16 protein-coding genes are annotated in these 21021 nt (G+C 67.9%); 12 read left to right on the top strand and 4 right to left on the bottom strand.

What is annotated here, in order from left to right; translation table 11 throughout:
* The first annotated feature begins 4 nt into the window (after window positions 1-4).
* From PX52LOC_RS22535 to PX52LOC_RS22525, 4 genes are all read left to right on the top strand, one after another.
* Window positions 5-1180 carry a zinc-dependent alcohol dehydrogenase gene (locus tag PX52LOC_RS22535; RefSeq protein WP_149112207.1) on the top strand — a complete coding sequence of 392 codons (1176 nt, stop codon included), beginning with the start codon at window positions 5-7 and terminating at the stop codon, window positions 1178-1180.
* A gap of 146 nt (window positions 1181-1326) precedes the next feature.
* Window positions 1327-1494 (top strand): hypothetical protein, encoded by a 168-nt coding sequence (locus tag PX52LOC_RS40820; protein ID WP_168219144.1) that lies wholly within the window; start codon window positions 1327-1329, stop codon window positions 1492-1494.
* Between the two features lie 90 nt (window positions 1495-1584).
* Entirely contained in the window at window positions 1585-2745 is a 1161-nt protein-coding gene (locus tag PX52LOC_RS22530; protein ID WP_246173441.1) for a Gfo/Idh/MocA family protein, read from the top strand.
* A 10-nt stretch (window positions 2746-2755) separates the two neighbouring features.
* Window positions 2756-3415 carry an HAD family hydrolase gene (locus PX52LOC_RS22525; protein WP_149112206.1) on the top strand — a complete coding sequence of 220 codons (660 nt, stop codon included), beginning with the start codon at window positions 2756-2758 and terminating at the stop codon, window positions 3413-3415.
* A gap of 314 nt (window positions 3416-3729) precedes the next feature.
* Here the strand turns inward: PX52LOC_RS22525 and PX52LOC_RS22520 are convergent, their stop codons facing one another.
* Entirely contained in the window at window positions 3730-4218 is a 489-nt protein-coding gene (locus PX52LOC_RS22520) for a hypothetical protein (RefSeq protein ID WP_149112205.1), read from the bottom strand.
* 28 nt (window positions 4219-4246) lie between these two features.
* On the bottom strand, window positions 4247-6364 hold the full coding sequence (locus tag PX52LOC_RS22515; protein ID WP_149112204.1) for a catalase: 2118 nt from the start codon (window positions 6362-6364) through the stop codon (window positions 4247-4249).
* A 347-nt stretch (window positions 6365-6711) separates the two neighbouring features.
* Between PX52LOC_RS22515 and PX52LOC_RS22510 the strand changes: the two genes are divergently transcribed.
* The 3 genes from PX52LOC_RS22510 to PX52LOC_RS22500 all read left to right on the top strand — a co-directional run bounded on the left by PX52LOC_RS22510 (window position 6712) and on the right by PX52LOC_RS22500 (window position 13039).
* Window positions 6712-9960, top strand: coding sequence for a chemotaxis protein CheB (locus PX52LOC_RS22510; protein ID WP_149112203.1), 3249 nt, complete (start codon window positions 6712-6714; stop codon window positions 9958-9960).
* Window positions 9953-12238, top strand: coding sequence for a GAF domain-containing protein (locus tag PX52LOC_RS43410; protein WP_149112202.1), 2286 nt, complete (start codon window positions 9953-9955; stop codon window positions 12236-12238). Before PX52LOC_RS22510 ends, PX52LOC_RS43410 begins: the two co-directional genes overlap by 8 nt.
* Window positions 12239-12385: 147 nt before the next feature.
* Entirely contained in the window at window positions 12386-13039 is a 654-nt protein-coding gene (locus tag PX52LOC_RS22500; protein ID WP_149112201.1) for a response regulator, read from the top strand.
* A 69-nt stretch (window positions 13040-13108) separates the two neighbouring features.
* Here PX52LOC_RS22500 and PX52LOC_RS22495 read toward each other — a convergent pair whose 3' ends face one another.
* On the bottom strand, window positions 13109-13507 hold the full coding sequence (locus tag PX52LOC_RS22495; protein ID WP_149112200.1) for a DUF2171 domain-containing protein: 399 nt from the start codon (window positions 13505-13507) through the stop codon (window positions 13109-13111).
* Window positions 13508-13741: 234 nt separating this feature from the next.
* Here PX52LOC_RS22495 and PX52LOC_RS22490 point away from each other — a divergent pair, with 234 nt between their 5' ends.
* The 3 genes from PX52LOC_RS22490 (at window position 13742) to PX52LOC_RS22480 (ending at window position 16828) form a co-directional block, all read left to right on the top strand.
* Window positions 13742-13972 carry a hypothetical protein gene (locus PX52LOC_RS22490; RefSeq protein WP_149112199.1) on the top strand — a complete coding sequence of 77 codons (231 nt, stop codon included), beginning with the start codon at window positions 13742-13744 and terminating at the stop codon, window positions 13970-13972.
* An 82-nt stretch (window positions 13973-14054) separates the two neighbouring features.
* Window positions 14055-15053 carry an SDR family NAD(P)-dependent oxidoreductase gene (locus tag PX52LOC_RS22485; protein ID WP_149112198.1) on the top strand — a complete coding sequence of 333 codons (999 nt, stop codon included), beginning with the start codon at window positions 14055-14057 and terminating at the stop codon, window positions 15051-15053.
* Between the two features lie 23 nt (window positions 15054-15076).
* Window positions 15077-16828 (top strand): thiamine pyrophosphate-dependent enzyme, encoded by a 1752-nt coding sequence (locus PX52LOC_RS22480; protein ID WP_149112197.1) that lies wholly within the window; start codon window positions 15077-15079, stop codon window positions 16826-16828.
* Window positions 16829-17902: 1074 nt separating this feature from the next.
* On the opposite strand, the gene PX52LOC_RS22475 is transcribed toward PX52LOC_RS22480, so the two are convergent.
* Window positions 17903-18493, bottom strand: a complete 591-nt coding sequence (locus PX52LOC_RS22475; protein ID WP_149112196.1) for a YciE/YciF ferroxidase family protein — start codon at window positions 18491-18493, stop codon at window positions 17903-17905.
* Between the two features lie 302 nt (window positions 18494-18795).
* Here PX52LOC_RS22475 and PX52LOC_RS22470 point away from each other — a divergent pair, with 302 nt between their 5' ends.
* A complete protein-coding gene (locus PX52LOC_RS22470; RefSeq protein ID WP_149112195.1) occupies window positions 18796-19266 on the top strand; it encodes a hypothetical protein in 471 nt (156 codons plus the stop codon).
* A gap of 686 nt (window positions 19267-19952) precedes the next feature.
* A complete protein-coding gene (locus PX52LOC_RS42025) occupies window positions 19953-20222 on the top strand; it encodes a DUF2934 domain-containing protein (protein WP_218575135.1) in 270 nt (89 codons plus the stop codon).
* Window positions 20223-21021 lie beyond the last annotated feature (799 nt).

The raw sequence follows: 21021 nt of genomic DNA, 5'->3' as shown, positions 1-21021 counted from the left end.
GACCATGAAAGCGCTGTGCTGGCACGGCAAGGGCGACGTGCGGGTCGACACCGTCCCCGACCCGAAAATCGAGAGCCCCCGCGACGCGGTCATCAAGGTGACGTCCACCGCCATCTGCGGGTCCGACCTGCACCTGTTCGACGGGTACATGCCGACGATGGAGGCCGGCGACGTGCTCGGCCACGAGTTCATGGGCGAGGTGGTCGAACTCGGGTCGGCCGTCACCAACCTCCAGAAGGGCGACCGCGTGGTCGTGCCGTTCACGATGGCGTGCGGCGCGTGCTTCTTCTGCCAGAAACAGCTCTTCTCCTGCTGCGACAACTCCAACCCGAACGCGAAGGTCGCCGAGGAGGCCATGGGCCACTCGCCGTCGGGCCTGTTCGGGTACTCGCACATGCTCGGCGGGTTTGCCGGCGGGCAGGCGGAGTACGTCCGCGTGCCGTTCGCCGACGTCGGGCCGTACAAGGTCCCCGACGGCCTGGCGGACGAGAAGGTCCTCTTCCTCACCGACATCCTGCCGACCGGATACATGGCGGCCGAGCAGGCGGACATCGAGCCGGGCGAGACGGTGGCCGTGTGGGGGTGCGGGCCGGTCGGCCAGTTCGCCATCCAGAGCGCGTGGCTGTTCGGGGCGGGGCGGGTGATCGCCATCGACCGCGTGCCCGAGCGGTTGGAGATGGCCAAGCGGCTCGGCAAGGCGGAGACGATCGACTTCATGAACGTGAAGGACAGCGTCTACGACCGGCTACAGGAGATGACCAAGGGCCGCGGGCCGGACCGGTGCATCGACGCCGTGGGGGCGGAGGCGCACGGGTGGGGCAGCACGCCCGCCGTCGTCGACCGGGTGAAGGCCGCGGTCGGCGTCGGCACCGACCGGCCGGCGGCCCTGCGGCAAGCGATAATGTGCTGCCGGAAGGGCGGCACGGTGTCGGTCCCCGGCGTGTACTCGTTCGTGGACCAGATGCCGATGGGGGCGTTCATCAACAAGTCGCTGGTCATGAAGACGGGGCAGACGCACGTCCACCGGTACCTGAAGCCGCTGATGGAGAAGATCCAGAAGGGCGAGATCGACCCGGCGGCGATCATCACCCACCGGCTGCCACTGGCCGACGCTCCCAAGGGGTACAAGACGTTCCGGGACAAGCAGGACGGGTGCGTCAAGGTCGTTCTCAAGCCCTGACCGTACGACGTAATGAGCGACCCCTCGGATCCGCACCCCGGGAGTCCGTCCTGCTCCGCGGCGTCCGTACCGCGGGGTTTGCATCGGTCCGCCGGGTAGCGTACCCGTTCGACCGGGCCGCCCCGTTCGACGGCCCGACGGCCGCGTTGCTTCTCCGCTACTTCGAGTTCCTCCGGTCGTTCGTGCACCAGCACCTGCCGGCGGTCCGTGCGGCGTTTGATCGGGCCACCTACCGGGACGGTGCGGACTCGGACGTGGAACTGGTGTGCCTCACGGCAGTCTACCTGGCCAAACGTGATGCACGAGCGAAATGAATGCCGGCCCCGCGAAGTCGTCTAACTCGGTCCGCCGGAACGGCGTTTGCAGCCTTCACCGCTCTCGCTCGCCCGGTTCGAGACGATCCTATGCACGCCTTCCCCGACCCGCACCCCGACCGCCGGAGGTTCCTCGCCATGACCGGAGCCACAATCCTCACGTCGCAAGCGGGCGCGGCCCAAGACCCGCCGCTCGCCCCGCCGGACAAGCAACCGCCGCACGTCCGGGTGCCGGAGCCGGTCGCGAAGACCGTCGGATGGGCGGTCGTCGGCCTCGGGCAACTGGCGCTGGAAGAAGTCTTGCCCGCGTTCGCGAAGTGCCGCCTGTCGAAGCCAGTTGCCCTCGTCAGCGGCCACCCGGACAAGGCGAAGAAGGTGGCCGCGGTGTACGGCATCGACCCGAAGAACGTCTACGACTACGAGAACTACGACACGATCGCGAAGAACCCGCAGGTGGACGTCATCTACGTCATCCTGCCGAACAGTCTGCACGCCGAGTACACCGTCCGCGGGCTGAAGGCGGGCAAACACGTCCTGTGTGAGAAGCCGATGGCCGCGACCGTGGCCGAGTGCGAGCGGATGATCGCCGCCGGCAAGGAGGCGAAGCGGAAACTCATGATCGCCTACCGCCTCCGGCACGAGCCGTTCAACCGCACGGCCATCGACCTGTGCCGCAAGGGCGAGGTCGGCAAGATCAAGCTCATCACCGCGAGCAACGGCCAGGACACGAAGGCCCCGAACATCCGGCTCAGCAAGGCCCTCGCCGGCGGGCCGGTCGAGGACGTGGGCGTCTACTGCCTGAACGCGGCCCGGTACCTGACCGGCGAGGAGCCGACCGAGGTGACGGCCGTGGCCGTGCGGCCGAAGGACGACCCGCGGTTCCGCGAAGTGGCCGAGAGCGTAGCCTTCACCCTGCGGTTCCCGTCGGGGACGGTCGCCGTGTGCGATTGCAGTTTCGGCGTCGCGGGCGTTCGCCGGTACACCGTGCAGGGGGCGGCGGCCACCCTCAGCATGGACGGGGCGTTCGGCTACGCCGGACAGGAACTCGTGCTGGAGAAGGACAAGCGGAAGGCGAAGTTCGACCTGTCGCCGGTCAACCACTTCGCCGCCGAAATGGACTACTTTTCGACATGCGTGCTGAAGAACGAGAACCCCCTCACGCCCGGCGAAGAGGGTCTGGCCGACGTGCGGGCGATCATCGCTATCGCGGAGGCGACCCGCACCGGACGGCCCGTTCCGATCCCTCGATAAGGAGTCACCCATGCCCACGACCCGCGGCGTACTGCTCGACGTTGACGGCACGCTAGTTGACAGCAACGACGCCCACGCCCACGCCTGGGTGCAGGCATTCCAGGAGACGGGCCGGTCCGTGCCGTTCGAGATAGTCCGACCGCTGATCGGCATGGGCGGCGACAAGCTCTTGCCGAAGGTCAGCGGGATCGACGCCGAGTCGGCCGAGGGGAAGAAGGTTAGCGACCGGCGGGGCGAAATCTTCCTTGAAGAGTTCTTGCCGACGCTGCGACCGTGTCGCGGTGTCGAGGAGTTGTTGCAACTCTTGAAGGGTCGTGGCCTCAAACTGGTCGTCGCCAGTTCCGCGAAGGAGCGGGAACTGAAGTCGCTGTTGCGATTGTTCAACGGCGAACGGTACGTCGAGGAGAAGGCGTCGTCGGACGACGCGGACAAGTCCAAGCCGGACCCCGACATCTTGCACGCCGCCTTGAAAAAGATCGCCCTAACCCCCGCCGAGGTCGTCATGCTCGGCGACACGCCCTATGACGTGGAGGCGGCGCGGCGGGCCAAGGTGCGGGTCATCGCCCTCCGGTGCGGCGGCTGGGCGGATCGCGATTTGGCCGCGGATGCCGTTTACGACGACCCACGCGATTTGGCCGCCCGGATCGAGCAATCGCCGCTCGCCCGGTGATCAAACTCCAAGGGGTGACACTAACCCCGGTCCAGTCTCACGGTTGATTGCAGTCGACCCGTTCAGGGATCGACGTGACCGATTGAGCAGTGGCAGACGCGGGACGGGCACTACGGATTCGTCGTCTACCCGTTCAGGAGCCTCTCGTTCTCGGGGAATCGCCGCCCTCGCTGCGCACCCTCTGTCGCGGGAACCTCCGTTGTTCGCGTTTGCCCTCAGCAATTACAGTTTCGAAATCAGATTCTTCGACCAGACCGACGGATTGAAAGAACTGCTCACACCTTATCGCCGTGATCATGGCCTTGCCGAGGTGGTTAGACTTGCGACTTTGCGGGATAAGTTTTGACCGACGGTGGCGCTGTCGATGGACATTCGCTACGTCCGGAGGGGTAATCCGCTACGAGAATCGGGGCCGGTGGCAACGAAGCGAAATCGAGCGGTCGCCCCGCCGTCGGGCCGGTCGTGACCCGGACATCGACTGTGGTCACGTACAACCGCACGCCGCTAACGATCGGGCCGGGTTGCGAACCGCCCCCCACGATCCGCAGGCGGCCGGCCGGGAAGCCGGCGAACAGGCGGTCGTTGGTGCAACCCTGGAGGCCGGCCTCGACCGCCGCGGAGTGGCCGACCGCGATCCGCCGGCAACCGATCGCTCCGCCGTGGAAGGCGTCCCGCACGGCGTCCTCGAAAGAGCGAAGGCTCAGCCAGGGAGCCGGCCCGGCGGGGCCCGAAGCCCGCGCGGGCGAGCCGAACGGTAGGGCCAATCCCAGGGCGGTGATTACGGATCGGCGGTCCTGATTCATGGCCAACTCTCCACGAGGTTCCCGTTGGTTATCGCTCGGCGCCGGCCCGGTCCCAGAAGCGAAGTTTGCGGCAGGCCGCCACGAAGGCGTCGGCATCGCCGGGCTTGTTGAGCGGTAGGAAGCCTTCGTCGATGCCGTCGCCCGCGCCGGCCTTCTCGAACAATGGCGTGGCCGCCGCCGCGTAGCCGATGAACTTGCGGTGCGCCCGCGCGTCGGCGACGAAGTCGCGGGCGGCCGGCAGTTGCGTGAGAACGTCCGCCCCGCCCTTGGACGGCAGCACGGCCACGGCGTCGAACAACACCGACGGGCCGCCCTCGAGCTTCTCGTCGGCGTCGTGCCACGTCCCGGCCGAGTCCTTCACACCGCCGACTTCCGGGGCGATCAACTTCAGCACCGCCCCTTCCGCTTTCAGTACCTTGCGGAGGGCTGCGAGGACGCCGGCGTCCACGCCGTCGGTCACGAGCGCACCAACCTTGCGGCCTTTGAAGGACGCGGGGCCGTTCTTCACGATGCTGAGTTTCGGCGACGGCTTCAGGTCCGCGCGGGTCGGTTTCGCCGCCGCGGCCGCCGCCGGCATGTCCTTCAACCGCAGGCCCTTCGCCACCGTGTCGGCCAACGCGGCGTCGATGTTCAGGAGGTGCGACACCATCCGCACCCGGATCGCGAGCGTCTGCACCTTGCTCAGTTCGAACGTCAGCGCGTTGGCGATGTGCTGCTGCTCCAGGGGCGTCTGGCTGACGTAGAACTGACGGGCTTGACTGTAGTGGTCGGCGAACGTCTCCGACCGCACCCGCTGCTTGGGCGTGTTGATCGGTTCGGGGAACGTCCGATAGCCGGCCGTCGGCGATTCCCGCGGGCCGGGGGCGTCGGCCCACGAGTTCGGCTCGTAGTTCACGCGGCCCTTCGGGTTCCGCACGGCCATGTGCCCGTCCTGCTGGAAGTTCATCACCGGGCACTTCGGGGCGTTGATCGGGATGTGCGTGAAGTTCGGCCCGCCGAGCCGCTTCAGTTGCGTGTCGAGGTACGAGAAGTTCCGCCCTTGCAACAGCGGGTCGTTCGTGAAGTCGACCCCCGGCACCACGTTCTGCGTGCAGAACGCCACCTGCTCCGTCTCGGCGAAGAAATTGTCCACCGTGCGGTTGAGTACGAGTTTGCCCACGATTTGGACGGGCACCTGCTCTTCCGGGATCATTTTCGTCGGGTCGAGGACGTCGAACTCGAACTCGTCGGCGAAGGCGTCGTCGAACAGTTGGAGGCCGAGTTCCCACTCGGGGAAGTCGCCCGTCTGGATGGCGTCCCACAGGTCGCGGCGGTGGAAGTCGGGGTCGGCCCCGTTGATCTTCACCGCCTCGTTCCACACCACCGATTGCAGGCCGAGCTTCGGCTTCCAGTGGAACTTCACGTAGGTCGATTTGCCCTGCGCGGTGACGAGGCGGAAGGTGTGGACGCCGAACCCTTCCATGAACCGGAACGACCGCGGGATGGCCCGGTCGGACATGACCCACATGACCATGTGCATGGCCTCGGGCGTGAGCGAGATGAAGTCCCAGGCGTTGTCGTGGGCCGTCGCCGCCTGCGGGAAACCCCGGTCCGGCTCGTCCTTGAAGGCGTGGACCATGTCCGGGAACTTCATCGGGTCCTGGATGAAGAAGACGGGCATGTTGTTGCCCACCAGGTCCCAGTTGCCCTCCTTCGTGTAGAACTTGACGGCGAACCCGCGGACGTCGCGGGCCATGTCGGCCGAGCCCTTGTTGCCGGCGACCGTGGAAAACCGCACGAACACCGGCGTCTGCTCGCCGGCCCGCTGGAACAGGTCGGCCCGCGTCAGGTCCGTCAGCGGCTTGTAGTTCTCGAAGTACCCGTGCGCGCCGAAGCCGCGGGCGTGGACGACCCGCTCGGGGATGCGCTCGTGGTCGAAGTGGAAGAGCTTTTCGCGGAAGTGGAAGTCTTCCAACAGGGCCGGGCCGCGGGGGCCGGCGCGTAGCGTATTCTGGTCGTCGGCGACGGGTGCGCCTTGCTGAGTGGTTAGCACAGGGCTCTTGCCGCCGGCCGTCTGGTGCGTCTCGCCGCCGGTGCCGGGCGAGTCGGGGAGGGTGCCCGAAGCGGGAGTGGGGTCCACCGGGGACGGCTTCTGGGACGCGGCCATGTTCAAACCTGGGAGTGTGTGCAAATGTTGAGGATCGGCGGGCAAGACCACTTGCAAAAGTCGTACCGGCCGAGCCCGAGCGGATGGCCCGTGGTGCCGTTCCCGCAAGCTCCCGACACGAACCGTGGGTTCCCATTCTCATGGCAAGTGCGCCGGGCCGGAGGCGATCTTCAACCGGACCAGGGCACAGCTGCTCGGATAGTTCTTCTGCTAATGAAGTTGGTTGACGGCTGAACGCCTGTAGCGGATTCTCCCGACACGGCGACGGGGGTCACTTCGTGGCCGTTTCGGGGCGGTGGGGTTAGGCTGAGTGCATCAACACTTCTGCAACTTCCCAGGGAGATGGCGTGACGAGTCACACGGGAAATGAAGCGGGCGACCGGGACGGAGCCGAGGGGGCCAGCGGGGCCGACCGGCTGACCTGCCCGCCGGACGGCACCCGCAAGCCGCGGCTGCCGTTCACGGTCGTCGGCATCGGGGCCAGCGCCGGCGGGCTGGAGGCGTACACCGAGTTCCTCCAGGCGTGCCCGTCCGACGCCGGCATGGCCTACGTCTTCGTCCAGCACCTGCCGCCGGACCGCGAGAGTTTGATGGCCGAAATCCTCACCCGCCACACGGCCATGCCGGTGCGGGAGGTCGAGGACGGGCAGCCGGTCGAGGCCGACCACGTCTACATCATCCGCCCCGGCCACACGCTCACCATTAAGGACGGCCGCCTGCACCTCGGGCCGGACCTCTCCGCCCGCGGGCACGGCCGGCCGGTGGACGACTTCTTCAGCAGCTTGGCCGAGGAGCAGCAACAGCGGGCCGTCGCCGTCGTGTTCAGCGCCATGGGTTCGAACGGCACGGCCGGGGCGCAGGCGGTCAAGGCTGTCGGCGGGCTGGTCATCGCCCAGGAGCCGGAGAGCGCCAAGTTCCCGGCCATGCCGCGGCACCTGATCGACGCCCACCTGCCGGACTACATCCTCCGCCCGGCCGAGGTGCCGGAGGCCCTCGCCAAGTACGCCGGCCACCCGTACTCGACCACCGACGCCCCGCCCGAACCCAGCCCGCGGGACGACCAAGCCCTGGCCGACGTGCTGGCCGTCCTCCGCACCCGCACCCGGCACGACTTCACCGGCTACCGCAAGCCGACGCTGCTCCGCCGCGTCCGCCGGCGGATGGGCCTCGGCCAGTACGCCACCATGGCCGAGTACGTGCGGGCGTTGCGGCAGACGCCGGCCGAGGTGATGGCCCTGGCCGACGACCTGCTCATCCACGTCACCGGCTTCTTCCGCGACCCCGAGGCGTGGGACGTGCTGTGGGACAAGGTCATCCGCCCCTTGGCCGCCGAGCGGGCCGACGGGGCGGAGGTCCGCTGCTGGGTAAGCGCGTGCGCCACCGGCGAGGAGGCGTACAGCCTGGCCATGCTGCTCATCGAGGCGGCCGAGGCCCACGGAAAGCGGTTCGACGTCAAGGTGTTCGCCACCGACATGGCCGAGCGAGCGCTCGGGGCGGCCCGCACCGGCACCTTCCCCAACGGCATCGAGAGCGAAATCACCCCAGAGCGGTTGGCCCGGTTCTTCGACAAGGACGACAGCACGTACCGGGTCAAGAAGGAACTCCTGGAGCTCATCATCTTCGCCCCGCAGAATGTGCTGCTGGACCCGCCGTTCAGCCGGCTGGACATCGCCACTTGCCGCAACCTGCTCATCTACCTGGTGCCGGAAACCCAGCGGCGGGTGCTGAGTGTACTGCACTTCGGGCTGCGCGAAGGCGGGGCCTTGCTGCTCGGCAACAGCGAGTCGGCGGGGCCGGCCGAGGCGGACTTCGAGCCGATCGACAAGCGTCATCGGCTGTTCCGCCGGATCGGGCCGACCCGGGCCGGTACGCTCGATCTGCCGACGCTGGCGGCCGCCGGCCGCGAGGTCAAGCAGGCGTTGGGGAACGGCGCGAGCCTGTTGCCGCTGCCGGTCGCGCAGCTCGTCAACCGCGCCCTGCTCGACCGTCACACGCCGGCGGCGGTAGCGGTGGACGGGGCCGGGCAGGTGGTCCACGTCCACGGGACCACCTGCCGCTACCTGTCGCTGCCGGCCGGCGGGCCAACGCACGACCTCTTGGCCCTGGCCCACGACCAGATGCGGGGGGCGGTGCGGACGGCCCTGCACCGGGCGGCCGACACGCAAGGACCGGTGGCCGTCCGCGACGGGCTGGTGGACACCCCGGACGGGCGGGTGCGGATCGAGGTGGGGGCGATCCCGCTCGCCCCTCGCGGGTCCGCCCCGCTGTACCTGGTCACCTTCCGCGACATCCCGGAGCCGGTCCTGCCGCCCATCCCCGAGGGCGACCCGTCGGCCGCCGACCGGATGTCCCAGAAACTGGACCGGGTCCGCAACGAACTCCAGGGCGCGCTGGAGGAGATGCAGACCAGCAACGAGGAACTGAAAGCCAGCCACCAGGAGGCGACCAGCCTGAACGAGGAGCTGCAAAGCACCAACGAGGAACTGGAAACCTCGAAGGAGGAGATGCAGAGCCTGAACGAAGAACTCGTGACGGTGAACGCCCAGTTGCAGGCCAAGATGGGCGAGCTGGAGGGCACGGCCAACGACCTGGGCAGCCTGCTGACGAGCACCGACATCGCGGTGCTGTTCCTGGACACCAAGTTCCGCATCCGCCGGTTCACCCCGGCCGTCCGCGACCTGCTCGACCTCATCCCGTCGGACGTCGGCCGGCCGCTGGCCGACCTGCGGCGGAAGTTCGCCGACCCGGACCTGACGGCCGACGCCCAGGCGGTGCTGGACAATCTGGTGCCGGTCCTGCGACCGATCGAGAGCGAGAGCGGCCGCCGGTACCTGCGGCGGGTGCTGCCGTACCGCACCCAGGACAACCGCATCGACGGGGTGGTGGTGACGTTCGTGGACGTGACCGAGCGGCAACGAGCCGAGACCGAGCTAGCGGCCATTACCCGACTGCACGACCTGTCCGACCGGTTGCTCACCGCACCGGACCTGCCGGCCGCCCTGGGTCACGTGCTGGACGCGGCCGTCGCCCTGCACGCCGCCGACAAGGGCACGGTGCAGGTGTACGACCCGGTTGCCGACGCGCTGCGGTACGCCGCCTTCCGCGGGTTCGACCCGACTGTCCTGGCCGCCGTTCCGGTCATCGATCGCGACTTCCACTCCACGTGCGCGGCGGCCATCCGCACCGGCAAGCGGGTGGTGGCGGCCGACATCCCGGCCGAGGCGATGTTCGCCGAGCACGCCGCCACCGCTGCCGTCTTGGGCTACCGGGCGGCCGTCAGTACGCCGCTGACCACGCGGCAGGGCGAGTTCCAGGGCGTGCTAAAGGTCCACTTCCGCGAGACGCACGTCACGACTTCGCGGGAACTGCGGTTGGCCGACCTGTACGCCTTGCCGGCGGTCCACCTGATCGAGCGGCGATGGACCGAGGACGCCCTGCAAACGAACCTGGACGAGCTCACCCGGTTCAACCAGGCGATGGTCAGCCGCGAGACGCGGATGATCGAACTCAAGCAGGAGGTGAACGCCCTGTGCCCGGAACTGGGCCGGCCGGACCGCTACCCGCTGAAGTTCGACACGGAGGGCGAGGATGACTGACCCCTCCGGCCTCGACCCGCTGACCGGCCTGCAGTCGGTGAACGCCGAACTGCAGGCCGCCCGCCGTGCCGCGCTCAACCTGATGGAGGACGCCGTCCTGGCCCGCGACAATCTGCGGGCGAGCGAGGAGCGGCAGGCGTTCCTGCTGAAGCTGAGCGACACGCTGCGGCCGCTGGCCGACGCGGACGCGATCCCGGCCACGGCCGGCCGGCTCGTGGGTGAACACCTCGGCCTCAACCGCGTCACGTACTTCGAGGTGGCCGGGGCGGAGTACGTCGTCACCCACGAGTGGCCGGGCGACCCGCCGACCGTCGTCGGCCGCCACCCGCTCTCGACGCTCGGAGCAAAGGCCCTCGCCGACCTCCGGGACGGGCGGACGGTCGTATCGACCGACGTGCGGGCCGACACAGACCTGCCGCCCGCGCTGAAGGTCGCCTACACCACCGCCGAGGTGCTTTCGTACGTCTCCGTCCCGCTGGTCAAGGGGGGCGTGCTGGTGGGCGGCCTGGGCGTCACCGCCAACCACCCGCAGGGGTGGGCGGCGGACGAGGTGTCGCTCCTGGAGGAAGTGGCCGAGCGGACCTGGGAGGCGGTCAACCGGGCGAAAGCCGAGGCCGCCTTGCGGGCGAGCGAGGCGTGGCTGGCCGGGCAGAAGGAGGCGTTCCAGGCGGCCGTCAACGGCGCACCGCTGGCCGAGTCGCTCGGCGTCCTCGCCCGCACCGCGGCCGAGCAGGCGGGCGACGGCACCCGGTGCGCGTTCTACCTCGTCGATCCCGCCCGAAACGCCCTGTACCCCGTCGTCGGCATGTCCGAACTGTACGCGGAGGCCGCGAAGGCGTTCCAGATCGGCCGGGACGCGCTGGCCTGCGGCCGGGCCGTGGCCACCGGCCGGCCCGTCGTCATCCCGGACGTGACCACCGCCCCCGCCTGGGGGGCCTGGCAGTCGCTGGCCGAGCGGCACGGCATCCGCGGCGTGTGGTCGTTCCCGGTCGAGTCGGCAACGGGGCGGGTGGTCGGCACGTTCGCCCTGTACTTCCGCTCGCCCCGCGCGGCGTCGCCGCGGGACCTCGAATCGGCCGCCGGGCTGGCCCGGGCGGCCGCCATCATCATCTCCCGCGGCCGCGAGGCGGACGACCGGGCGCGGGCCGAGGCGGCCGTGCGGGACAGCGAGGAGCGGTTCCGCCTGCTGGTCGAACACATCCCCGACCACGCCCTGTTCGCCAAGACCCCCGACGGCCGGGTGACGAGTTGGAACGCCGGCGGCGAGCGACTGTTCGGGTACACGACCGCCGAAATCACCGGCCGGTCGGTCGCCGTGCTGCTCACCCCCGAAGACCGGGCGGCCGGGCGGTTGGAGCGGGAACTGGCCGCGGCCGCCGCCAACGGCCGGGCCGACGAGGACGGCTGGATGGTGCGGAAGGACGGCCGCCGGTTCTGGTCGAGCGGGGTGTGCACCGCGGTACGGGACGCCGACGGCCGGGTGGCCGGTTTCGTCAAGGTGGTACGGGACCTGACCGACCGGAAGCGGATGGAAGACGAACTGCGGGCCGCCCGCGACCAACTGGAGCGGCGGGTGGCCGAGCGGACGGCCGAACTGGCGGCGGCCGTGGACGCCCTGGAGGCGGAAATCGACCGCCGCCGGGAACTGGCCTTGCGGCTGTCGGCCGCCCAAGAGGAGGAGCGGAAGCGGGTGTCGCGGGACTTGCACGACACCGTCGGCCAGACGCACGCCGGCCTGTCGATGGCCCTGAAGGCCGTCGCCGCCGCCGTGCCGCCCGGCGGCGTGCCGGCCGAGCGGTTGGCCTACGCCCGGAAGTTGGCCGACGACATGGGCCGCGAGTTGCACGCCGCGGCCGTGCGCCTTCGGCCGACCGCCCTCGACGACCTCGGCCTGGAGGCCGCCCTCCGCGACCTGACCGCGGCGTGGTCCCGCCGGGAGGGCGTCCCGGCCGACCTGTACGCCAACCTCGGCGGCACCCGGCCGGCCCCGGAAGTCGAGACGGCCGTGTACCGGGTCGTTCAGGAGGCGTTGACGAACGTGGCCCGGCACGCCGGGGCGACGGCCGTGAGCGTGATGGTCACCCGGGCCGACGGGACGATCCAGGCCACGGTCGAGGACAACGGCACCGGGTTCGACCCCGCGGCCGCCGGCACCCGCCTCGGCCTGATGGGCATGCGGGAGCGGCTCGGCCTGCTCCGCGGGGAGCTTCAAATCGAGTCCGAACCGGGCCGCGGGACGACGGTCATTGCCCGCCTCCCGGAGCCGACCGACGGGTGAGCCGGCGGGGAAAGTAGGGCGGCGTCCGTGAAACTCCCGACGGCGGTTCGCGCCAACCCGCTAACAAAGGCCGGAACAGCGGTTCTCGTCTCGAACGTTCCGTCCGGGACGGGGCGCGTCACACCAACTCCGAAAGGCCGGTGGACGATGCCGAACAAAGTCCGGATCCTGTTGGCCGACGACCACGCCGTCGTCCGCGAAGGACTGAAGGCCCTGCTGAACGGCGAACCCGACCTCGAAGTCGTCGGCGAGGCCCGGGACGGGGCGGCCGCGGTCGAACTCGCCGTTGCGTTGGACCCCGACCTGGTCGTCCTGGACGTGTCGATGCCCGGGCTGAACGGGGTGGCGGCCGCCGAGCAGATTCACCGGGCGAACCCGACGCGGAAGATCGTCGCCCTGAGCGTTCACGAGGACCGGGGCTACCTGCGGATGATGCTCGCGGCCGGGGCAGCGGGATACGTCCTCAAGCGGTCCGCGGCCGACGAACTCCTGCGGGCCGTGCGGGCGGTGACGGCCGGCCAGACGTACCTCGACCCGGCCCTGGCCGACGGGCTGCGGGACGAACTCCTGGACCGCGTCGCCGACGGGGCCGCCGGCGGTGAGTTGAGCCAGCGGGAGCAGGAGGTTTTGAAGCTCATCGCCGAGGGGTTCAGCAACAAGGAGATCGCGTCGAACTTGAACCTGAGCGTGAAGACGGTCGAGACGTACAAGACGCGGTCGCTGGAGAAGCTCGGCCTGCGGACGCGGGTAGACGTGGTCCGGTACGCCCTCCGCCGCGGGTGGCTCAAGGACCCCGTGTGACGGCCGGAGGACGAAAACGACCCGGCCCGCCTCATACACGGCGGGCCGGCGTAAGCAATCACGGTGCCATCACCCGGCGCACGAGCCGGCGTCGCTCTTCCAGTTACTTTCCGTCTCGACCGAGTTCTTCGTCAGGTGGACGTGGTTCTCGTGCACCCGGCCGACCCACGCCGTTGGGACGAAGTGGTGCTGGCCGTCCGGACTGTCCTTCCGCGTCAGCTTGATGGCGTTCCCCTCGACGTGATCGACGACGCCGACCTTCTTGCCGCACGAGGCGTACACTTCCATCCGCTCATGGATGCCGGCCACGCCCGCACTTTCGCCCGTCGCGGAACACCCCAGGCCGGCCTTCTCCTTAACGAACGCCGCCGCCTCGGACGCCCCCTCGGCAATCTTGTGCCCCACGGTCTTGGCCGCGTCACTCACGGCGTTGGCGGCTCCCGCCACGGTGTCTTTGATGTTCGACATGGCAACACTCCTGATGTTGGAACCCATCCACCGCCCGAACGGGAAACGGTGTTCTGCACAATCCCTCCGCAACCGCCGTGCCCGATCTGAAGAGTGACAAAAGGGCCACGGCCGCGTCCTGCCGCGCACCCGCCTGCCGATTCGGTGGGAGCACGCTGCCCGGCCGTGAGCGGCACGCCGCGTGCTGATGATGGCCGCCAATTTTCGCAGATGAACACCGTGGAGGACCCACCGATGCGCCGCTTCTTCCTGTTGACCGCCGCCCTGTTCACCGCCGGGTGCGAACAGCCCGCGTCGCCTAACAAGGCGACCACCACGACGACCACGACCACCCACAACACGACTCCGTCAGACCCCGACAAGAAGACTGACGTCCACATCCGCACGCCGCGGGTGAGCGTGGACGTGAACCGGGAGGGTGCCGACAAGGGCGTGGACGTGGACGTGAAGAAGAACGACCGCTAACGCGGGCGGGAGGCGTTTGGTACTGCTCTTGCTGCAAAGCACGGCCCAACGGTCCGTGCCGCACCCTCACGACGAGTGGCTCATGAATCGGACCCTGCTCCTCGCGTCTGCCGGCGTTGCCGGCTATTTCGCTTACCGCGCGCTGAAGCCCCGGTACGACTTCGCGAACAAGCACGTCGTCATCACCGGCGGCTCCCGCGGGCTGGGGTTGCTCCTCGCCCGGCAACTGACCGCGGCGGGAGCACGCCTCTCGATTTGTGGCCGCGACCCGAACGAACTCGGGCGGGCGGAAGAGGAACTCACCGCGGCCGGGGGCAAGGTGTTCGCCCGGCCGTGCGACGTGACCCACGCGGGGCAAGTCCGCGAATGGGTCGCCGCCGCCCGGCGGGAGAACGGCCCGGTGGACGTGCTGATCAACAACGCCGGGGTCATTCAGGTCGGCCCGCTCGACGAGATGCGCGAGCCGGACTTCCAGCGGTCGCTCGAAACGCACTTCTGGGCGGCATACCACGCGATCAACGAGGTGCTACCCGAGATGAAGGCCCGACGGGCGGGGCGGATCGTGAACATTGCCTCCGTCGGCGGGAAGGTCGCGGTACCGCACCTGCTGCCGTACTCGGTCGGCAAGTTCGCCCTCGTCGGGTACTCGAACGGCCTGCGGAGCGAGGTTCGGAAGCACGGCGTTACGGTCACGACCGTGTGCCCCGGCTTGATGCGGACCGGCAGCCACGTCAACGCCGAGTTTAAGGGCCGGCACGCGGAAGAATACGCCTGGTTCGCACTCACCAACGGCCTGCCGGGCCTCTCGGTGAGCGGAGAGGGAGCAGCCCGAGCCGTCCTCGCCGCGTGCGCGCGGGGCGAGGCCGAACTCCTCCTCGGCCTGCCGGCGAAGTTCATCGTCGCGGTTCAAGCTCTGTTCCCGAACCTCACGGCCGACGCGATGGCCGTGGCGAACCGTTGGCTCTTGCCCGAACCGGGCGGCATCGGCCAGGCGACCGCCACCGGCGCGGAAAGCCGTGACCTCTTGCCCGCCGCGGCGACGGTCCTGACCGACCGGGCCGCCGCCGCGAACAACGAATGACCACCCCTGATTCGGAGCTTCGCATGGCAACCACCGCGGCCGACGTCCTCGTCGATCGGCTCATCGCCTGGGGCGTGGACACCGTCTTCAGCCTGCCGGGCGACGGCATCAACGGCATCTTCGAATCGCTCCGCAGGCGGCAGGACAAGGTCCGGTACGTGCAGGTCCGGCACGAGGAAGCGGCCGCATTCGCCGCGTGCGGGTATGCCAAGTTCGCAGGCCGCCTCGGCGTATGCCTGGCCACCAGCGGCCCCGGCGGCATTCACCTGCTCAACGGCCTGTACGATGCCAAGATGGACAAGCAGGCCGTCCTCGCCGTCACCGGCCACACGTTCCACGACCTGATCGGCACGAACTACCAGCAGGACGTGGACCTCGTCAAACTGTTCCAGGACGTGGCCGTGTACAACGAGCGGGTGGCCGGCCCGGCCCACGTGGTCAACGCCCTCGACGCGGCGGTGAAGGCGGCCCTGGCGTACCGTGGCGTGGCCCACCTGTGCATCCCGAAGGACGTGCAGGAAATGCCCGCCGACGCCTCGCGATCGGCGGCGAACGTTCCCGGTCACAGCGGCGATCTCGTGGCCGACACAGGCTTGACGCCGGGCGCGAAGACCTTGCAAGCAGCGGCCGACGTCATCAACGCCGGCAAGCGTGTGGCCATCCTCATCGGCCGCGGGGCCATTGGGTGTGCCGCGGAAGTCGAACAACTCGCCGACGCGGTGGCCGGGCCGGTCGTGAAGGCTCTGCTCGGCAAGGCGGCCCTGCCCGACGATAGCCCGTACACGAGCGGCGGCCTCGGCCTCCTCGGCACCGCCCCGTCGCAGGACGCGATGAAGGAGTGTGACACCCTCGTCCTCCTCGGCACCAGTTTCCCGTACTTGGAGTTCCTGCCGAAGCCGGGCCAGGCGAAGTGCGTGCAGTTGGACATCGACCCGACCCGTATCGGCCTGCGTCACCCGGTTGATGTTGGCCTCTCCGGGTACGTGCGGCCGATTCTCACGGCCCTTCTGCCGCTGATCGAAAAGAAAGCTGACCGCTCGTTCCTGGAAACCGCTCAAGATCGGATGGCGAAGTGGAACGAACTGATGGACGAACGGGGCCGGCGGACCGACTTCCCGATGAAGCCACAGGTAGTGGGCTACACCGTCAACCAATTCTTGCCGGCCGACGCGATCATCAGCGTCGACTGCGGCACGGTGACGACGTGGGCGGCCCGGCACCTGAAAGTCCGCGGGACGATGATGTTCTCCGCGTCCGGTTTGTTGGCGACGATGGGCAACGCCCTGCCGTACGCCGTCGGGGCGGCGGCCGCGTTCCCCGGCCGGCCGGTCGTGGCGGTGTGCGGTGACGGCGGGTTCACCATGACGATGACAGAACTGGCTACGGTCGCCAAGTACAACCTGCCGGTGAAGGTGGTCATCGTCAAAAACAACACGCTCGGCCAGATCAAGTGGGAGCAGATCGTCTTCGAGGGGAACCCGGAGTACGGGTGCGACCTCCACCCGATCGACTTCGCCAAGTTCGCCGAGGCGGTCGGCGTGCCAGGGTACACGGTGGAAAAGGCCGAGGACGCCGAGCGGATCATTGGCGAGGCATTCCGGCAGCCCGGCCCCGCATTGCTGCAGTGCGTTGTGGACGCGAACGAGCCCCCGATGCCCGGCCACGCCACAACCGCTCAAGCCTTGCAGTTCGCGAAGTCGCTGGCCCGCGGCGAGCGGGACCGGTGGGACATCCTCAAGACCGTCTTCAAAAACGCCGTCCGCGAAGTCATCTGATCCGGTCCGGCGAACGGCGATTTGCAGATTGCACCACCCACCAAGTTCGAGGCAACCCTTTCGCAGCCATGATTCTCAAGTCGTGAGACGGCGTTGTCCGTGACTCCCTGGACTAGCAACCGCAACACGTCCAAGTGTCGGCCCCTCTCGAAGACGTCTGTTGAGACATCGTCGGCCTCAGCCCACCGGCGTTGGGATAGGGTCTGTCCGCGTTCGCGAATGACCCGGTGTCGAATCGCATGGCCTTCGTCAGCGGCCCCAGCCAGATCGTCGCCGCCCGTCATGGTCAAAAACGGTGACTACCAGATTTGCTTGCGATTCCGGCATTCGGAGGACTGGGGCACGGCCGATCACTTGTCCGAAAAAATCGGCTGTGATTGAGTGCGCCGGTGCAGGCAGACATTGGACCGATGTTTGACGTGAGCCGTGTCCCGAATGGGCTGAAGTCGGCTGCGGCTCGGTGGTGTTGGCCGAGCAAGTCCGCCGAGCCACTTCCAGCACCGCACCCGCCTCGCAGTAAGGTCACCCCTGTCGTCGAATTCACCGCGGCTGGGCCGTCGCTACTGCTTTGGTACGGTCGCTCCGAATAGTTGTAAGCCATGAGCTCGGCGAGCGGGTAGCGTAAGGCTTCTCCCCGAGCACGGCGAAAGGTTGAGCACTCGTACCGGTGTGCCTGCGAGAGCCGCTCGGTGCGGGCGTTGACATCGGCAACCAACTGCGCGACTACGTCCTCGCCGAGTTCGACCTACCGCAACCCCACGTCCTGTAGTTCGCCCCCACTTCGACGGCCGGGGAGAGGCAGTCCGAATGGCCGCGCGGGTTCAGGGCAGGCGAGGCCGTGGTGTCGATCGTGGACGATTCCGACGGGGCGTAGGCGGTGCGGTCCATCATGACCTTTGTCGCTACGTACGCGACCATTGAGCCGCCCGGAGCGAAACTCTGCCGGATGGCGGAGGCATACATCGGGATGACCGACTGGTGGGAAATTCTCCACGGTGACAAGGGGGTTCGTGGCTCGCTTCAGAGGGTGAATCACTTCGACCGGCGGTTTTGCGGACCCTCCCGACATGCCGCCTACCGCTTGGCCACGGCTTTCTTCACCGGAGCCTTTGCCCTCGACTTCGGCTTCGGTGTTGACTTGGACTTCACTTCGTCCTCGTCGTGCGTGTCCTCCACGTTCTCGGCCGTGTAGTTGATGACCGTCTCCGCGAGTTGCGTTAGGGCCTTATCCGCCTCACCCTCCTCGTCGAGCGTCTGTTGGAGCAATTTCTCGGCCTCGGTGTAGCCGAGCAACCGGGCGAAGGTGCGAACGGTCCCGTACCCGGCCATTTCGTAGTGCTCGACCCGTTGGGCGGCCCCGATCAGGGCGGCGTCCTTTACCGCCGGTTCGCCGTCCTCGTCGATGACTTCCTTTCCTTCCTCGACCAGCCCTTCCATCGCCTTGCACTTCTTTCCCTTCGGGCTGACGCCCAACGCGGCGAAGATCGTGTCGAGCCGTTCGACCTGCCCGCGGGTGACCTCAAGGTGCTCCGTGAAGGCAGCCTGCAACTCCGGGGCACTCGCGGCCTTTGCCATCCGGGGCAGGGCTTTCAAGAGTTGGGCCTCGGCGCTGTACAGGTCCTTGAGTTCATCGACGTACAAGTCCTGGAGGGAATCGAGTGACATGGTCGGCTCCGGGTGGGAAATGAACGCCCGTCGGGCGTTCGCGAGCGCACACTTGCAACCGACGGGCCAACCGCCCCAGTCCGTCGGGGCCGGTACACGGGGACCAAATCGTTATGGCTTTGAATTCGGGGGCTGTCGTGTCGAGCCTCGCGAGGGGCGAAGCGACTGTTGCTCCGACGACATTGTGACCCGCCTGCCGGGTCGGGACGCCTCGGCCGAACCGTCAGGGAATCGGCACGAGGTGTGCCTGCGGATCCCTTGCCCACAATCCGTCTGTACCACCTCTCTCGAAGGAGCCTGCCATGGGCAAGTCCATCGTCCGCGTTTTCAACACCCGCGCCGCCGCCGAGGCCGCCGTGCGCGATCTGAAGGCCGCCGGGTATACCGACGCTCAAATTAGTCTGGTCGGGCGGGACGCCGCCGCGGAGAAGGCCGGGGAAGGAGCCGCCGTGGGGGCCGCGGCCGGGGCCGTCGGGGGTGCGGCCGTCACGCTCGGTATCATGACCGGGGTCATCCCCGTCCTCGGGCCGGTTCTCGCGCTCGGGTGGCTGGGCACGACGCTGCTCAACGCGGCCGGGGGTGCCGCCGCCGTCGGGTTAGTCGGGGCACTGACCGGGTGGGGGTTGTCGGAGACGGACGCGAAGTATTACGAGGGTGAAGTCGCCGCCGGCCGGTACCTCGTGACCGTGGACGATGACGGCGACACCTTCCGCGCCCGCGACGTGTTCACCCGCCACCCGAGCTACGACCGGGCGACGGCGCCGGCCGTGTGAGACGGCGACGGGCCAACTTTCTGATCTGAGACAGCGGGGGAGACACCCGCTGTCTCGCTTTCTTCGCCTGAGAAACGACGGTAAATAAGGGGTAGTGAGGGGAGCGGGCGTGGCCGACAACGATGAACACCGCCTTCCGGGATCCCCGGCGTCGTCTTCAACTCGCCGCCCGAGCGGCATTCTTGGAAGGTGGTCTCGATCAATCAGCAGCCACTGGTAGATACCGACAAGTCGATCTGATAGGGGGTGGTAGAAGCGACAACGAACGCCCCGACCAACAGGCCGGGGCGTTGATGTTGCGTGCGCACGCGGCGTGTCGTGTTAGCTCGTGACGTCTCCTGCCCCGATACGGTTGCTCGTGTAGCGGAACGTCGTGCTGGCCGCGCGCCCAAGGGCGGTAATATCCCAACTGTGAGCCGTTCGCGGCCTCACCTTGCAGATGAACTTTGGAAAACACGAGCCGAGCCTGCAAGTCCAAGGCGGTTCGTCGGACACCGGTACGTTGCCCCTCCCCAGGTGCGACCGCTCGGAAATGTAGTGGGTCAAGAGCTTGGACAGGATGTATCGCAGGTGTCGTTCCTCGAAGCTGATTCGCGGAACGCTGAGCCGCCGCGGCGATCGTAACCCTGCAAAACCGGTACGGTATTTGCCTCCCGACCTCGCACCTGAAACGGGAGGATGGTCCAATGGTCAAGGCGACCGCGAGCGTCTCGAAGAAACATCCGGAGGCGGCCCAGGTCTTTCGACTTGTGGGCGGGAGGTTGAGGCGACAATCCCCGCCGGCCGAGACGTCGGAGCGAGTCGGTGCCCCGGCCCAAGCCGGCCGGGCCGGGGGTATGACCCCGGAGCAGATTCGCGACCGCGCTTACGAGAAGTGGTGCCGGGCCGGTCGCCCCACCGGCGACGGCGTCCACTTCTGGCTTGAGGCCGAACGCGAGTTGATGGCGGAGTCTTAATTGACCGGCCAGAGCGTCGAGCGGCACCTTTCGAAGTCCCGCGAGATTCGGATTGACCGGGACTCGCGATTGCGTCTGACACCCGCCTTTTCGCTTGCCGAGGGTGACGAGGCTCATCCAAGTGGTTTCAGCGGGCGAGGCGTGAGAACCTCGAGATCGAGGCAGATCGTGGGACGGAAAAGACTTTTAGCCGTACAGCGCAGGCCCCCCGCTTCGGCGGCCTGTAGCCGATTGGGCGTGATCCCTGGCCTGGGCAAGTTCAATCAGCGGTCCACACTGAGACCGCCTCGCGGCCGAGCGATGGGAAACTTGTCGCTCAGCTGTTAACTCGGAGGGTTAAGGTTTGGCCTGAATCGCATTTCGACCCGCCGTTTAATATCACCCGAGACTTCGGACTCTGAAAACTGTTCCACTCCGACACCGGATTGGATTCGGAATGGAGTCGTTCTTCGTTTATCAAATCAATCGAAACGCCTCGATAACAAGCCGCTCCGTCACAATCAGAGGGTATTCTCGCGCCGAGAGTCGCGCACAAAAGTTCGAAATCTGTTCTCGCCGGGGAGTTCGTCAGGCCGGTCGCGGAACTTTGGACCGGCGGGTTAACGGAATCGGCCGAGAGTGTACATTCTCGGCCGTCCGCATTTCCCTACTTATTTCAAGCCATTCTCTCGTTTATCAAGTCTCGACCAGAGTCTCCAGTTCGCGAAACGCAATCGAGGGTGCGAGGCGAAACGCTTGGGTTCGTCTCGCACCCCGAGACGAACGGAGAAAAACTCTCGGAGTCTCGGGTTAACAGCCC

This window comes from Limnoglobus roseus (assembly GCF_008254045.1).
Taxonomy (GTDB): domain Bacteria; phylum Planctomycetota; class Planctomycetia; order Gemmatales; family Gemmataceae; genus Limnoglobus; species Limnoglobus roseus.
Note: the sequence above shows the minus strand (reverse complement) of the source record. Positions and strands in the feature narration are given on the sequence as shown.

What these genes read in the sequence shown, in the direction of transcription:
- PX52LOC_RS22535 (WP_149112207.1), top strand. Translation starts at nt 5, where the DNA reads ATGAAAGCGCTGTGCTGGCACGGCAAGGGCGACGTGCGGGTCGACACC.
- PX52LOC_RS22530 (WP_246173441.1), top strand. Translation starts at nt 1,585, where the DNA reads ATGCACGCCTTCCCCGACCCGCACCCCGACCGCCGGAGGTTCCTCGCC.
- PX52LOC_RS22525 (WP_149112206.1), top strand. Translation starts at nt 2,756, where the DNA reads ATGCCCACGACCCGCGGCGTACTGCTCGACGTTGACGGCACGCTAGTT.
- PX52LOC_RS22520 (WP_149112205.1), bottom strand. Translation starts at nt 4,218, where the DNA reads ATGAATCAGGACCGCCGATCCGTAATCACCGCCCTGGGATTGGCCCTA.
- PX52LOC_RS22515 (WP_149112204.1), bottom strand. Translation starts at nt 6,364, where the DNA reads ATGGCCGCGTCCCAGAAGCCGTCCCCGGTGGACCCCACTCCCGCTTCG.
- PX52LOC_RS43410 (WP_149112202.1), top strand. Translation starts at nt 9,953, where the DNA reads ATGACTGACCCCTCCGGCCTCGACCCGCTGACCGGCCTGCAGTCGGTG.
- PX52LOC_RS22500 (WP_149112201.1), top strand. Translation starts at nt 12,386, where the DNA reads ATGCCGAACAAAGTCCGGATCCTGTTGGCCGACGACCACGCCGTCGTC.
- PX52LOC_RS22495 (WP_149112200.1), bottom strand. Translation starts at nt 13,507, where the DNA reads ATGTCGAACATCAAAGACACCGTGGCGGGAGCCGCCAACGCCGTGAGT.
- PX52LOC_RS22490 (WP_149112199.1), top strand. Translation starts at nt 13,742, where the DNA reads ATGCGCCGCTTCTTCCTGTTGACCGCCGCCCTGTTCACCGCCGGGTGC.
- PX52LOC_RS22485 (WP_149112198.1), top strand. Translation starts at nt 14,055, where the DNA reads ATGAATCGGACCCTGCTCCTCGCGTCTGCCGGCGTTGCCGGCTATTTC.
- PX52LOC_RS22480 (WP_149112197.1), top strand. Translation starts at nt 15,077, where the DNA reads ATGGCAACCACCGCGGCCGACGTCCTCGTCGATCGGCTCATCGCCTGG.
- PX52LOC_RS22475 (WP_149112196.1), bottom strand. Translation starts at nt 18,493, where the DNA reads ATGTCACTCGATTCCCTCCAGGACTTGTACGTCGATGAACTCAAGGAC.
- PX52LOC_RS22470 (WP_149112195.1), top strand. Translation starts at nt 18,796, where the DNA reads ATGGGCAAGTCCATCGTCCGCGTTTTCAACACCCGCGCCGCCGCCGAG.
- PX52LOC_RS42025 (WP_218575135.1), top strand. Translation starts at nt 19,953, where the DNA reads ATGGTCAAGGCGACCGCGAGCGTCTCGAAGAAACATCCGGAGGCGGCC.